General features: G+C 45.3%; 12 protein-coding genes. 5 read left to right on the top strand and 7 right to left on the bottom strand.

All coding sequences use genetic code 11. The features are described from left to right. Positions 1-192: 192 nt before the first annotated feature. Positions 193-708: an NUDIX hydrolase gene (locus OCU50_RS14680; protein WP_060469651.1), complete on the top strand. Its 516-nt coding sequence runs from the start codon at positions 193-195 to the stop codon at positions 706-708. A gap of 39 nt (positions 709-747) precedes the next feature. Continuing rightward, on the top strand, positions 748-1,752 hold the full coding sequence (gene ltaE, locus OCU50_RS14675; RefSeq protein WP_060469650.1) for a low-specificity L-threonine aldolase: 1,005 nt from the start codon (positions 748-750) through the stop codon (positions 1,750-1,752). A gap of 244 nt (positions 1,753-1,996) precedes the next feature. Here ltaE and OCU50_RS14670 read toward each other — a convergent pair whose 3' ends face one another. From OCU50_RS14670 to OCU50_RS14645, 5 genes are all read right to left on the bottom strand, one after another. After that, complete coding sequence (locus tag OCU50_RS14670; RefSeq protein ID WP_060469649.1) at positions 1,997-2,347, bottom strand: ethanolamine utilization protein EutQ; 351 nt, start codon at positions 2,345-2,347, stop codon at positions 1,997-1,999. Further along, positions 2,344-3,660: an NAD(P)/FAD-dependent oxidoreductase gene (locus OCU50_RS14665; protein WP_060469648.1), complete on the bottom strand. Its 1,317-nt coding sequence runs from the start codon at positions 3,658-3,660 to the stop codon at positions 2,344-2,346. The genes OCU50_RS14670 and OCU50_RS14665 overlap by 4 nt, the downstream gene beginning before the upstream one ends. Before the next feature lie 12 nt (positions 3,661-3,672). Next, positions 3,673-5,106: an FAD-dependent oxidoreductase gene (locus tag OCU50_RS14660; RefSeq protein ID WP_060469647.1), complete on the bottom strand. Its 1,434-nt coding sequence runs from the start codon at positions 5,104-5,106 to the stop codon at positions 3,673-3,675. A 141-nt stretch (positions 5,107-5,247) separates the two neighbouring features. Next, complete coding sequence (locus tag OCU50_RS14650; RefSeq protein ID WP_060469646.1) at positions 5,248-6,684, bottom strand: aldehyde dehydrogenase family protein; 1,437 nt, start codon at positions 6,682-6,684, stop codon at positions 5,248-5,250. A 1-nt stretch (position 6,685) separates the two neighbouring features. After that, on the bottom strand, positions 6,686-7,873 hold the full coding sequence (locus OCU50_RS14645) for an aromatic ring-hydroxylating oxygenase subunit alpha (protein WP_060469645.1): 1,188 nt from the start codon (positions 7,871-7,873) through the stop codon (positions 6,686-6,688). Between the two features lie 319 nt (positions 7,874-8,192). Here OCU50_RS14645 and OCU50_RS14640 point away from each other — a divergent pair, with 319 nt between their 5' ends. After that, positions 8,193-9,923, top strand: a complete 1,731-nt coding sequence (locus OCU50_RS14640; protein ID WP_060469644.1) for a BCCT family transporter — start codon at positions 8,193-8,195, stop codon at positions 9,921-9,923. Between the two features lie 91 nt (positions 9,924-10,014). Here the strand turns inward: OCU50_RS14640 and OCU50_RS14635 are convergent, their stop codons facing one another. Beyond that, entirely contained in the window at positions 10,015-10,941 is a 927-nt protein-coding gene (locus OCU50_RS14635; RefSeq protein ID WP_060469643.1) for a LysR substrate-binding domain-containing protein, read from the bottom strand. A 469-nt stretch (positions 10,942-11,410) separates the two neighbouring features. On the opposite strand from OCU50_RS14635, the gene ylqF reads away from it, so the two are divergent. After that, positions 11,411-12,355 (top strand): ribosome biogenesis GTPase YlqF, encoded by a 945-nt coding sequence (gene ylqF / locus OCU50_RS14630; protein WP_060469642.1) that lies wholly within the window; start codon positions 11,411-11,413, stop codon positions 12,353-12,355. A 229-nt stretch (positions 12,356-12,584) separates the two neighbouring features. Here ylqF and OCU50_RS14625 read toward each other — a convergent pair whose 3' ends face one another. Next, positions 12,585-13,130, bottom strand: a complete 546-nt coding sequence (locus tag OCU50_RS14625; protein WP_060469641.1) for a GNAT family N-acetyltransferase — start codon at positions 13,128-13,130, stop codon at positions 12,585-12,587. A 166-nt stretch (positions 13,131-13,296) separates the two neighbouring features. Here OCU50_RS14625 and OCU50_RS14620 point away from each other — a divergent pair, with 166 nt between their 5' ends. Further along, positions 13,297-14,439 (top strand): acyl-CoA desaturase, encoded by a 1,143-nt coding sequence (locus OCU50_RS14620; protein ID WP_060469640.1) that lies wholly within the window; start codon positions 13,297-13,299, stop codon positions 14,437-14,439. Positions 14,440-14,860: the final 421 nt, after the last annotated feature.

The raw sequence follows: 14,860 nt of genomic DNA, 5'->3' as shown, positions 1-14,860 counted from the left end.
CATTTATATCAGATGGTTAGGGGCGTAATTTTGATGTAATCATAGATTCCAAATATGAGAGTAACATCACGAACGGCGTGAAACGAAACCTATTACTAAGCTCAATTTTTCTTTTATTTTCGACACCATAGACGTTATGGTAGTGCACGTCTTCAGTTATCGAAAAATTGGCAAGGAATGTGGCCAGACTGCATGAGTAAAGTTATCCATCAATGGAAAAGTATTTCTCTTATTGAAGAGAACGTGACGCTCCCTACGAACGTCGTGGTAAAACATACCACAATCAACCACCCTGGCGCGGCCGTTATTCTTCCTATCACTTCGTCTGGAAAGATTATCCTCATTAATCAGTTTCGTCCTTCTCTTAAAAAATGGCTTCTAGAGTTACCTGCGGGCACCATGGAAAATGATGAGACACCTCTTCAATGCGCTCAACGCGAACTGGAAGAAGAAACCGGTTACAGTGCAACTTCCTTTCAAAGCTTGGGGCAAGTTACGCCTTTGGCTGGCTTCTGTGATGAGATACAACATCTATTCGTCGCGAAAGACCTTAGCCTCACTACCCGCTTTGAATGTGACGAAGATGAAGTCATAGAAGTAATCGAGCTAAGCTTAGAAGAACTGCACGACAAAATACGACACGACCAAATCACTGATGCCAAAACTATCGCTTGTTTAAGTAAAGCCCAACTATGTGGTTATCTATAGCCAATTATATAACTACCTAAAGTACTCAAGGAGAGAAACATGGACTTTCGTTCTGATACCGTAACTAAACCTTCACAAGCTATGCGTGATGCAATGGCAAACGCAGAAGTGGGTGATGATGTTTATGGCGACGACCCAACCGTAAACGAATTAGAACTGTGGGCAGCCAACGAAACGGGCTTTGAAGCCGCTATGTTCACCTCTTCAGGTACGCAAGCCAACCTACTCGGGTTAATGGCGCACTGTGAACGTGGTGACGAATACCTTTGTGGCCAACAAGCGCACAACTACAAGTACGAAGCTGGCGGCGCTGCGGTACTAGGTTCGATTCAACCTCAACCAATCGATAACAACCCTGACGGTACATTAGATTTCAAAAAGCTCGCTGCTGCGATTAAACCAAACGACAGCCACTTCGCCCGCACTAAGCTTTTAAGCCTAGAAAACACGATTAATGGCAAAGTACTGCCGATGTCTTACTTAGCCGAAGCTCGTGAGTTCGTAAACCAACACGGCCTACAAATGCACCTAGATGGCGCGCGCGTATACAACGCAGCAGTGGCGCTGGATGTTCACATCAAGGAAATCGCACAACACTTCGATTCGATGACTATCTGTTTATCGAAAGGTTTGGGCGCTCCGATTGGTTCCCTCCTACTTGGTAGCAAAGAGTACATCGCTAAAGCACGTCGACTACGTAAAATGGTCGGTGGCGGTATGCGTCAAGCCGGCATCCTTGCTGCAGCAGGTAAAATGGCACTGACCGAGAACGTTGCTCAACTTAAAGCTGACCACGACAATGCAAAAAATCTAGCGATTGGTTTAAACGAGCTAGAAGGCTTCTCGGTTAACCCTGATTTCATCCAAACTAACATTGTGTTTGCTAAATTAGATGAGTCTGTTGATATCAACCGCATCGCACGAGAGTTAGGTGAAAAAGGCATTACGATGTCACCAGGGAACCCTATTCGTTTTGTTACCCACCGAGACATTAGCGCAGAAGACATTGCTACTTTCCTAACAACATTAGAAAGCGCGCTTTAGCTTTAACTCTCAACGAGCTTACCGTCTATTCCAATTACTATTTGAGCTTCCCCTAAAGGGAAGCTTTATTGTTATGTTTTTCTGGCGTAATACATAACTTTCCAATTTTTCGCTCTAACATTACTCACTCTTTCCGCTTGCCTCTGATTCCGGCGATCCTACGTTGGCTAAATCGGAACCTCCTAACCGCGTTTTCTGCCATAGCACTGCGGACCCTTTGAAAATTAAAGAGAACGATAGATAGTTACTCGATACCATGAATTTCTTTCCAGTTACCAGGGTGAACCACGTAACCAAATAACGCATGGCCACCATAAACCAGCTCGGTTCCTTCTGGAATCCAGAGCATTTGTCCTGGGTGAACAAAATGTGTTTCGCCATTTGCAGTGAGCTCAAAACAGCCTTCAATCACAAAAATCACTTCATCGTACAATACGGTCCACGCGACTTTCGCGCCTTCCCACTTAGCAAAGCCCACCCCGATATTTGGCGAAATTTCGGAGCTAAGTGCACGTGCAACGTAGGCCATTCCTGGCGTGTCACCACGTACATTGAAATCTAACGCTTTACTGTCTACTCGTTTTACTTGCTTCATAGTTCACTCCGGCTCTGCCATTTTGCCAATTGAATGCGGCTTTTCACGCCCATACCTAAGAAAGGCTCTGGTGGGTTCATGCTCGGCATGCCAGTTACACTTTGAATATCGCCTAACGAGTTGGAGGTCGCGCCCATCACGTAGTCAGCCAACAGTGTGCCCGAAATCGTTCCCCAAGCGGCTCCAACACCGTTATCACACGCACTGGCGTACACACCTTGATCTAATTGTCCGAAGAAGTTAGTAAAGTTGCGTGAGATGGCATATACCCCACCCCATGTGTGGGTGAATGGTACGTCGGCCAGCTCGGGGTAACGAGCCAGAAAGACTTGACGATGATCGTCGCGAATTTGCTCTCTGACTTTATCGCTCATGCTTGAGCCGTACTTCGGCACATGTTTGTAAGTATTGCGGATCAAAATTCGGCGATCGGCTGTCATACGTAATGTGGTTCCCGCGTGGTCTGCTGGGGTTAGCCCCCAGTTCAATTGGCCGCCATAACGCTGCATTTCAGCATCAGTTAGTGGACGAGTCCAACTCGCAAATGTCATCACAGGTAACAATCTGTTTTTCAGGTAACCAAACTCGCGGGTAAAAATACTGGTGCCGAGTAACAATTCGGTGGTCTCAACTAAGCCATCGTCACCATGCAGAACCCAATGCCCGTTCTCTTTGCTCAGTTTGCGGATTGGTGAGTTTTCTAACACTTCTACGTTATTAGGCAAGCTTTCCCCCAAACCTCGCACCAGCGCAGCAGGCTGCATTAAATAGCCGCCTGGCGTATAGATAGCGCGGCTGTAGTAGTTCGTCCCCAGCACTTTTGCTAACTCACTACCATCAACGTGAGAGTATGGTTCGCCAAGGTCTTGCATCAGATGTTCAAAGTGATCGAGGTACGCTTCACCACGCTCACCTACCGCACCTTGATATTTTCCTTTCGCTGACCACTGGCAATCAATGCTGTATTGGCTGATCAAACAATCTAATTGAGCAATCGCCGATCGGTTTAACGCTAAGAGTTTTTGTTTATGCGCAGGATCCGGATGCTCTAATGAAAACTTATGCGGCAGGTCGATCACAAAGCCTGAGTTTCTCCCCGATGCGCCTTGACCGATTTTCTGTGCATCAATCAGTATAATACGGGCATTCGGCGCGTGTTCCGCTAGGCGTCTTGCCATCGCTAGGCCAGCAAACCCTGCACCAAGCACAACGTAATCCGCCGTTTGTTTGCCTTTTAATGTCGGTTTTTCTGGGATACTGGATAGCGCGTGGTACCAACCACATGTCGCATCATCGTTGGGTAAATGAATCATCTTCTTTCTCCGTTACGCTGCAGTTTGCTTAAATGACAATTGCTCTAACCAAGGCGCGCGCAATGACTGTACTTGTCGCCCAAGCAATGCAAATCCCAGCATCACTCCTTCTGGCGAATAAAATCCCGCCGTGAGATCATCGCCTTGGTGTTCGATGTACCACTGCCCTTGTGCATTGGGCGCAACAGGGAAAATCGTCAAAGGAAGGAGCGGCGTTTTCACAATCACTGGTGTTGGCGTCAAAGAGATAGGCGTAATATCACCTAGCAAGCTTTTCGTCACGGAAGGAATCATTTGATTAATTGGCGCAATATACGGTTGCCAACCTTGATCTGTTTCAACACAATCACCGAGTGAGTAAATGTTCTCATCACTCGTCTGACCGAATTGATTCACTTTAATACCTCGGCCTACTTCGAGTCCCGCTAGCTCAGCCAGAGAAACATTTGGCTTAAGACCAACCGCACTTAGCACTAAGTCAGCTTCAATCTGTTTTCCACTATTAAGATGTAAAACCGCGCTTGATTCGGACATAGCATCGACTCTGGCAATGCTGTCTTGCAATGCCCACTCCACGCCGCGATCTGTGAGCGCGCTTTGCAGTGACTCACCGAGTTGGTGTGGAATCAAACGCTCCATTGGCCATTTCCCCAAACCAATCACCGTGACTTCATAGCCGCTTTCGATCAGGTCATTCGCAAATTCGCAACCAATTAAGCCATCGCCAAGAATCGCGATACGCTTTTTATCTTGTAGCTGAGTTCTGAAACGGCGGTAGTCAACCAAATCGTTTACGCTCATAACATAAGAGCGATCACCTTCAATTGGGATTTCAATCGGTGACGCACCTGTTGCCAACACCAAGCTGCTGTATGCGTATTTGCCGATGGAGGTGAGCAACGTTAAGTTCGCACGATCGATTTGTTCTACACGGGTATTCGGGTAAACACGGATGTTCAAGCGGCTTTCCCATTCCAATGCGCTTTCACTTTGTAATGCATCGCCGCCTTTATTCATGGCCAATGCATTAGACAACGCAGGTTTGCTGTACAGTGCGCCATCATCAGAGGTAAAGACAGTGATCGGAACTGTCGCAGATTGCGATCTAAGTGCGACCGCTAACTGATAACCACTGTGACCGCTGCCGATAATAACGATAGGATCATTTGAGAATGCTGGCTGAGTAACTTCAGATGGCAATGGCTGAGCCGTATTTGGCTGAACAGCCGAGCCTACTGATACCGAAGACACCGCAGTAACCTCTTCGATCGGCGCATCATCGGTGATGTCGATCATTTCAAAATCGGCCTTACCCACTAAACAATCTGGGCATAACCAATCGTCTGGTACGTCTTCCCATGCTGTTCCCGGTGCAATACCATCGGATGGCCAACCTTGTGCTTCATCATAGATTAAGCCGCAAATAATACAGAGCCACTTTTTCATCAACTTTACTCCAACTACCTTGTTCTAAATTCCCGTGTCTACAAACCTCTGTCAGATTTATATCGATTTCATCAACCTCGTCCGATCTTGTGGTCTGAAATCCAAGCCGGTACGAGGTAATGAAATCAAATGACACAGTAGTTATACGTCGCCGTCTTGCTGTAAACGAATGGCAATATTGCGCGTCTGGACATAGCTATAAATCGCTTCTTGTCCTTTTTCTCGTCCAAAGCCGGACAAACCCACGCCACCAAATGGTGTTTCAATACCACCAGCAAACCATTCATTGATGAACACTTGCCCACCACGAAGTTGCTGCGCCACACGTACTGTTTGGTTTAGCTTTTCACCAAATACACCAGCCACTAGACCAAAATCAGTGCCATTCGCGATCTCGATGGCTTCTTGCTCGGTTTCAAACGATGTAACCACCAACACAGGGCCAAACACTTCTTCTTGCGCTATACGCATATCCGGCGAGGCTTCAATCACCGTCGGAGCGATAAAGTAGCCCGATAGATCCGGTACGTAGCCACCAGTAAGAATCTTCGCGCCGTCAGCTTTCGCTTGCGCTATCATTTCAAGCACACGCGCTTGTTGATCAGCAGAGACAAGCGGTGTGAGATCTGGCTGGCTTTCACCTTGACCAATGGTCAGGCCTTGGGCCATTTCGACTACAGCCGCTTTCACTTCTTCATAACGTTCTTTTTGGATCAATAAACGAGACATCGCTGAACACACTTGGCCCGCATTGAAGAAAATACCGACCTGAACGCTTTTCAGTAGTGTTTCAAGGTTTACATCCTTCAGTGCGATAGCGGCAGATTTACCACCTAACTCCATCACTGATGGTGTGGCGCGTTGCGCTGAATCTTTCAAGATGCGTTGGCCGGTCGGTACCGAGCCTGTGAATACGATTTGATCGACCTCTTGGTGCTGCACTAAATGACTACCAACTACAGAGCCTTTACCACACAGCAGGTTAATCGTGCCTTTCGGGAAGCCCGCTTTTTCAATCGCTTTAATCAGTAACGTCATGGCCAGTGGTGAGATCTCAGGCGACTTAATAACCACAGCATTACCCGCAGCTAATGCTGGTGCTAAGGAACGAGCACAAATCGATACCGGAAAATTCCACGGTACGATCTGCACAGAAACGCCAAACGGAACGTACTGAGTGAAATCGACATAGTCTTTACCCAGTGGTATCGACGTTCCTTCCAGCTTGTCTGCCATACCCGCGTAGTATTCGAAGTAGCGTGCCGATTCTAAAAACTCATCTTTAGCATCTTGCAAAGATTTACCATTTTCACGACAGGCAACGAGCCCACCTTCATCAACCATTTCACGAATCGCCACGGCCGCTTTTAGCATCCATTCTGTTCTTACTGCAGGACGAATGTCCGACAGAATACCTTGATTAACCACTCGGCGAGCAGCTGCCATTGCTCGATCTGCATCGGCAATAGTCGCTTCTGCAATTGTCGCGTAAGCTTCTGCGGTGCCTGGGTTCATGACCATAAGTGAATGCTCGGAATTGCACCATTCACCGTCAATATAATTGAGGTAATGCATCATATTACTGCTCCATTGCCGTTTTGACTTGTTTCGCTAACCATGTTTGGAAGAAGTGAGTTGGGACATCCATTTCAGGTGAGAACACGCCACCACCGAAGCCTGGTGAATAGCGACCTTGCTGCATGCCCTCTACCGCACCGATATCTTCACCAAATACCACACGCCAAGATTCAACGGTGGCAGTGCGACAAGCGGCAAATTCATCTTTGGTTGCTTCGTCGCCGACATAAAGGACGCGAAGGTGCTCAATGCTCTTGTCGGCATTAATTGGTTCGATCATCATCGCAAAGGCGTGGTCGGCCTGAATGCCAAGTAACACATTCGGGAATAACGCTACGTATTCTGCATGGCGTAGTTTGTCTTCTGGCCAACTAGGAAATTTTGGAAGATGCGTACCCGCCGTGTCAGACAGGTTGTATGCAAGGCTGCCCTGGCCTGCAAAACGTTCGTCAAACATGATGTTATAGTGATCTTCCAAACGCGAGTAGCTATTCAAACTTGGGTGTACCCAAGGCAGGTGGTACGCTTCACAGTAATTTTCCACTGTTAGCTTCCAGTTGCTGTTCACTTCGATTTCTAAGTTACCACCCATGTTGACACGACGCAGAAGGCCCAAACCGTCTTTACCCAAGAATGTCTGCCAACGTTGTTCTAACGGTGCAATATGTTCTTCAAAGCTTGCTGCATCACCCGACAGGTTGACAAAAACCATGTCCATCCATACCGCTGAACGCAATGGTTTCAGACCGTGCTTTTCACATTTAAAGCGGTCATCTTTATGCTTCGCTATACCGCCGATATGTGGCGTGCCTTTTAGGTTGCCGTCAAGATCATAAGTCCATGAATGGTAAGGACAGCGAATCATGCCTTGCACCTCACCCGCTTCATGAACCAGCTTCATACCACGGTGACTACACACGTTGTGGAATACTTGAACTTCACCTTGACGGTTTCTCATCATTAATAGTGGTAGGTTCATGAAGTCTATTGGCATCACGTAGCCATCTTTAAGAAGGTCCGAGGCAAAACCAATACATACCCATGTGTTACCAAACACCTGATCACGCTCAAACGTAAAGTACTCAGCATTTGTGTAGGCTTCGTTTGGCATCCCTGTCGCTTCGCTGATTGGGTTTAGTACTTTATCAACAAGTTCAACAGGAATAATGGTTTGGTTGACATTGCTCATATTCTTATCTCCGAAAGTCGAGTTGCATCCAGTGCGTACAACATCGTGTTGTGTTAGTGATGCCAATATTGATTAACAAAACCGCAACAAACAAACGACTTTTTCGGAGGGCTTGGATGAGTTTTTGTCATCCATGTATTATTCCTGGGCAACAAAAACTACATAATTAAACAAGGTTATTGTTTGCATGATTAATACTCATCAACCGATGAGTATTAATCAGTTGAAACGGCGCTAAGCACTCTCTACTCTCTTTCAAAATTTAACAATAAAGCAACAACCAATAACACAACTAACAAAAGTAATGTGAGGGACGCCTATGAGAGCAACATCAGGGATATTGAAAGGACTCAACCCAACTGTGACGATCGCATCTAAGATCGTTGTCATCGGTTTTGTACTTTTCTGTGCCATTCTCGCCAACCAAGCGGGTCAGTACTTTGAAACTATTTCCGGTATTCTTTTGCAGAATATGAAGTGGTTTTATATCGGACTCGTCTCTTTAGTTGTCGGGTTTCTTATCTACCTAATGGTCAGCCGTTACGGTCATATTCGTTTGAGTAAAGACGATGAAAAGCCAGAGTTTAGCTACTTATCTTGGATTTCCATGTTGTTTTCTGGCGGTATGGGGATAGGCCTGATTTTCTGGTCTGTCGCTGAACCGATGTGGCATTACGCCGATAACCCATTTTCACAAGGGTTAACGAATGAAGCTGCCACAACATCAATGAAACTGACTTTTTTCCACTGGGGCCTGCACCCGTGGTCGGTCTTTATAATTGTTGCGCTCGCGTTGTCTTACTTTTCTTACCGTAAAGATTTGCCGTTTACACTCCGCTCTATTCTGCACCCTTTGATCGGTGACCGAATTTACGGCCCAATCGGTCATACCGTAGATATCCTGACGGTTGCGGTGACCGCATTCGGTATTTCACAAACCTTAGGGATGGGGGTTATTCAAATTAACTCTGGCCTGAATCAAGCCTTCGGCTTAGGTATCAGTTTAGGTACACAACTATTCATTATTGTGGCTTTATGTACTTGTGCGGTAGCGTCCGTTTTGTCTGGCGTGGGTAAAGGAATTCGCCGTCTATCAGAATGGAATATGCTGCTCTCACTTATGCTAGTTCTGGTTGTGCTTTACATCGGACCAACGCGCTACATTCTCAATACTCTACTAGAAAGTACCGGCTTATATGCGCAGAATATTGTCGGTATGAGCCTATGGAGCGACACACAGAATGACTCAGGGTGGCAAAACTGGTGGACGGCATACTACTGGCCGTGGTGGATGACTTGGGCACCGTTCGTGGGTATGTTTATCGCGCGGATTTCGAAAGGACGTACTATTCGTGAACTTATTGGCGGTGCTTTAATTGTTCCAACGCTAATCACTTTCTTATGGATTTCTGTCTTTGGCGGCGCAGCATTGAAAGTGGAGCAAGATGCACGTGTGGCGCACGAAGCACAAGTGGTTGCCGCACAAGAAGCCGGTCAAGCCGCACCTGCACCATTCACTGGAGGTCCGATTCTAGAGGCAACCAAAGCCGATACAACGCGAGCACTGTTTACCATGTTCGATAATCTAGACACAGGTATGTTCGGTAAACTGCTAAGTGTGCTGGCTTGTATGCTTCTTGGGACCTATTTCATTACCTCTGCAGACTCTGGAACATTGGTCCTGTGTACTTTAGACGCCGCGGGGGACAGCGAGCCACCCAAATCCATTCGTGTACTATGGGGCGTTATGATTGCGGCAATTTCTGGCGTACTGCTGTATGCGGGAGGCTTAAAAGCAATGCAGACTGCCTCTATTATTGCGGGCTTCCCTATCGCGATCTTCATCTCGGTAATGAGCTTAACGCTGTTCCATAGCATTCGACGCGAGCCTAAGCCTTGGGCGATGCTTCCTGAGCACGTTCACCCAGAGGAAGATAAGCTGGATGGCCCTGTAGAACCAATGGTTGAAACGAAGGTTGGCGCGATGCCACAACCTAAGGTTAAATCAGAACAAGACAGTGACTTAGAACAAAAACCGGCTCTGACTTAGAGCAACGCCGACTGAAACCACATCATTCAACAACAAAGCGGGAAGAGCTCTTCCCGCTTTTCATTTTTTTGCTTCTCATTAAACACATTAACTACACTAACCCCTTATCACCCACTTCGTCCGGCAATTGGTGAAGCAACCATTCACGAAAACGTTTAACACTGGCGGGCACTAACCCTCTTCCTTTGGGCTCTAGCATAGAAAATTTTGAAGGCGTTGAAAGTACGTGTTCGACCGGTCTCACTAACGCGCCGCTTTGCAGATAGTCGTCTACCAACGATCCCCAAGCCAAAGCAATACCTTGGCCGTTGATCGCTGCTTGTAACAACATCGGGTAATTATTGATATTCATACGATTTCTTGGCGTCATGTTAGGTAAATCAACGCCGCTGAACCACTGCTCCCAATTCACCCAATCTCGCTGGGACTCTTCCAAATAGAGTAAGGTTTTACTGAAGATCTCTTCGGCTTCGCTCGGGTTACCGATCTTTTCCATATAAAGAGGACTACACACAGGAAAAACTTCTTCAGAAAAGAGCGTAGTAACTTCCATCTCGGCCGGAGGCGTACGACAATAAAACAGTGCGATATCGCAATCTAAGCGTCGTAAATCGAGAATATTGTCTGAGGCCAATATACGGATATCGATATCATCATGCTCATTTTGAAATTCTGCCACTTTCGGTAGCAGCCATAAGGCGGCCATCGCATTAGTCGTCGCGACCGTTATTTTTTGCTCTCCTTGCCATTTTTTAACTTCTCCGGTGACCTGCGCAATATCAAGTAAAGAGTGACTGATCGATTGGTAATATTGCAGACCAGTTGGCGTTAAATTGATACTGCGGTTTGCCCGCGTGAACATGGCTTTGCCAAGGTACTCTTCCAGTTGACGAATTTGGCGGCTTATTGCGCCCTGTGTCACGTTGAGCTCTTCTGCCGCAAGGGTAAAGCTTAAGTGCCGAGCAGATGCTTCAAATGCCACCAAGCTATTTAAAGGCGGGAGTGGTTTGATTTTCATGTTTCTTCCAGTAAGGCAATTTTTGTAATTATTTTGGTTCCCGGCAATCTAGCGTTGCGCGTGGAATTGCGTCATTCTGAGTTAATTGTAAAAAACAACAATTAATAATGTTAAGAAAAGAGAGATTAGTCATAACAAAACCAGATCACTTTTGCTCTGAATTTGTTCACTTCACTATTCAATATCGCGTGTTATCGCTCTTTACATCGACCAACTCTCATTATTGGGTGAGTATTCCAAAATATGACTTGGCTGACAGTTTAGACGCTTACCAATGGCAATCCCTATACGTACAACTACCACCAAAATGTGAATACAACTAAATTTTTACGACGACAACGCATTTATGGTGGTAAAATCTCACTATAAACGCTGGAAAAGTCAGACATGGATAGATTCTTATATCATCCTCGCTTAGTTTTTACTATTTCCCCAGCAAAGATACTCAATAAAAAGGCAATATTTTCAAATGGTTAACAACACAATTCAATGGTTTCCGGGTCACATGCATAAAGCCCGTAAAGAAATCGAAGAAGTTATCCCACAGGTTGATGTGATTATCGAAGTACTGGACGCTCGTATTCCGTTCAGTAGTGAAAACCCAATGATCTCTTCACTGCGCGGCGATAAGCCTTGTGTAAAAGTGTTGAACAAACGTGACCTTGCGGATCCTGAGCTGACTCAGCGTTGGATTGAGCACTTCGAGAAAGAGCAAGGTGTTAAAGCGATTGCAATTACCACCAGCGTTAAAGAAGAAGTTAACCATGTTATGGAGCTAGTCCGTAAGCTAGCACCGCACCGTGAACAGATGGGTAAAAACATTCGCACGATGATCATGGGTATCCCTAACGTAGGTAAATCAACCATCATCAACTGCTTAGCTGGACGTACAATCGCGGTAACGGGTAACCAACCGGCAGTGACTCGTCGCCAACAACGCATTAACCTGCAAAACGGCGTGATCCTTTCAGATACTCCTGGGATCCTTTGGCCTAAAGTAGAAAATCCACACAGTGGCTTTCGCCTAGCAGCAACGGGCGCTGTTAAAGATACAGCAATGGAATACGATGAAGTTGCTTTTTATACGGTTGAATACTTAGCGAAACAGTACCCGAACCTACTTAAAGAACGCTACCAAATCGAAGAATTGCCAGAGTCTGACATCGAGTTGATGGAAGCGATTGGTCGTAAGCGTGGTGCACTTCGTGCAGGTGGTCATATCGACCTTCACAAATGTTCTGAAATTCTACTTCACGAACTGCGTAACGGTACTTTAGGTAAAGTCACTCTAGAGTTACCGGAGATGATCACCAAAGAGCTGGTCGAAGTTGAAGAAGCTGCTGCTCTAAAAGCCGAACAACAAATTAAGAAGAAAGAAGAACGTCGTAAGCGCTACTTGAAGAACAAACGTTAGTCAACCTGCCTCTAACGTATTCACGCTCTATATTCGATAGAGCGTGAATGTCGTCTCTCAGGTCATCAATCTCAATTAGATACTGAAAAGTCTATAAAACCTGCCGTTTTCAATCACAAAAACGCAAGATAATCACTAAACGAGAAAGCCCCAAACCTAGCAGGTTTGGGGCTTTATCTAATCCAGTCACGCTTCATTTTAAGATAAGAGTTGCCTACGCAAAAGTCGCTTAAGAATAAACGACACTAGCAGTTTTCTGTTCAAGATCTTGTGGCGACTCCCAAGAAATAATTTTTTCATTCACTTGGCTACCACAGGGTGCATTCCAAACTTGTTCCAGCTCTTCTTTACCACCAATCGCTTCATAGAATGCAATGGCTTGGTGGTTTTCAGACATCACTTCTAGGTAAAGTCCTGAATCCGAGTAATATTGCTTCAACCACTTAGATAGTTCAGACAGTAAACGCTTACCTATGCCCCGGCCACGATAATTATTGTCTACATGTAATGCATCAATGAACGTGCCACGTTCAAAGTTATGATTACCAAACGCGCAGACAAAACCAACCAGTAAACCGCCCTCTTCAAGCAATAAAACATGTTGGTTAAAAGGAGGGTTGATCAAACGAGTCTGCCAAATAACAGATCTGTCCTCTAAAACGTCACTTTCTAAGTAATCGTCAGCGAGAATGCCACGGTAATATAGCTTCCAGCTATCCGCATGTAATTGGGCGATTCGTTCATAATCTTTATATTCAGCTACCTTAATTTCCATTTATTAGCCCTTAGTACTTCCATTTATGACTTGCTACTACATTTCACACTACCTTTATACAATATTTAAGCAAAACATACTAATACACGTTTACACTTTCAATCTTGACTTACACGTGTGCGCTGATATTCTAGCGCACAGATGTAAGCCCAATGGACATTTACTAATGAATAGTGCCGACACACCATCAACAAAAAAGCCACCATTAATCTGGCTTAATATTTTTGTATTCTCTTTTAGTATGCTGCTTGCTATTGTCGCGGCTCCCGTTTATGGCTACTTTTTTGGCTATGGTATGGAGCACTGGATATGGCTGGCGATCTGTTTTACGTTCTGTAATCTTTCAATTACGACGGGTTACCACCGCTTATGGTCACATAAAGCCTTTGAAGCACATTCAAGCCTAAGATTTCTGTTTGCTTTGGGTGGTGCATTTGCATTACAGAACAGCGCTCTACACTGGTCTTCAGACCACCGTGTTCACCACAAGCATGTTGACAACAACGACAAAGACCCATATTCAGCAAAACGTGGCTTTTGGTATTCACACATCGGCTGGATGATTCGTAACTACAACACATCAATGTATGAAGATTACGAAAACTGTCGTGACTTGAAGAAAGACAAGATCGTAATGTGGCAACACAAAAATTATATTTTGCTGGCACTATTAATGAACTTCGGCGTACCTATCGCTCTTGGCGTTGTTTACGGTGATGTAATTGGCATGTTATTGATTGTGGGTGCGGTTCGTTTGGTACTAAACCACCACACCACATTTTTTATTAACTCTCTCGCTCACATTTGGGGTAGCCAACCCTTTACTGATAAAAATACAGCACGTGACAACGGTGTACTTGCTGTCCTTACTTTTGGCGAGGGCTATCATAACTTCCATCACATCTTTGAGAATGACTATCGTAATGGTATTTATTGGTGGCAATACGATCCAACAAAGTGGTTGATTAAGAGTGCTTCATTGATGGGCTTAGCAAGCAAGCTTAAGAAAACGCCTCAAGCCCGCATTGAGAAAGCTGAAGCGTCAATGTTACTGAAGCGGACGCAACAGAAAATCATGCACCGCGCTGACAAACAGCAAATTGCAGACAAGCTTCAAAAAGAGTTCGACGCACTGGTATCAAACATGAACGAATACTACGCAGTCAAAAAGCAGTTACTTGAAAGCAAACGCGAAGACGTGGTGAAAAAATACGAACACTCTGTACTTAAAGTTCGTTATCAGCAAATTAAAATGAACTTCGAACAGCAGAAGAAAAATTGGGCGATGACGGTTGAGCAATACGCTTAAGCTAAAACAATGCGCTTAACATACCAATAACAGAGCTGTTTGCTTATTATTCGAAAGCCCTCATATTGCTATGAGGGCTTTTTTATGAGCATTACCGAATGCTATCAGCCTTAAGCCCGTCAATGACGATTCTATAAATGCTAGTACCTGTAGAATCGTACTCTACATGAATACAGATATCTCAATGTTCTGCTGAATCTGTATTCATCTTCGCCTCACCATCTTTATATCTAGGCTTTAAGACGCCAAGAATGGCCTTAAGTCATCTATTAATGATCCCTGTTATTTCTCAACTTCAGAGTATAGACAACATAATGATTGTGATATGACTCGTAATACGCTTAACTAAAAGTAGATGCTGACACGATATTCATCTGGGTTCGAGCGGAGCTTCAAGAGCGATTGTTTTGTCCATGTGCAC

The sequence above is a fragment of the Vibrio toranzoniae genome (genome assembly GCF_024347655.1).
Taxonomy (GTDB): domain Bacteria; phylum Pseudomonadota; class Gammaproteobacteria; order Enterobacterales; family Vibrionaceae; genus Vibrio; species Vibrio toranzoniae.
The sequence above is the reverse complement of the archived record's forward strand: the minus strand, read 5'-3'. Positions and strand labels throughout refer to the sequence as shown.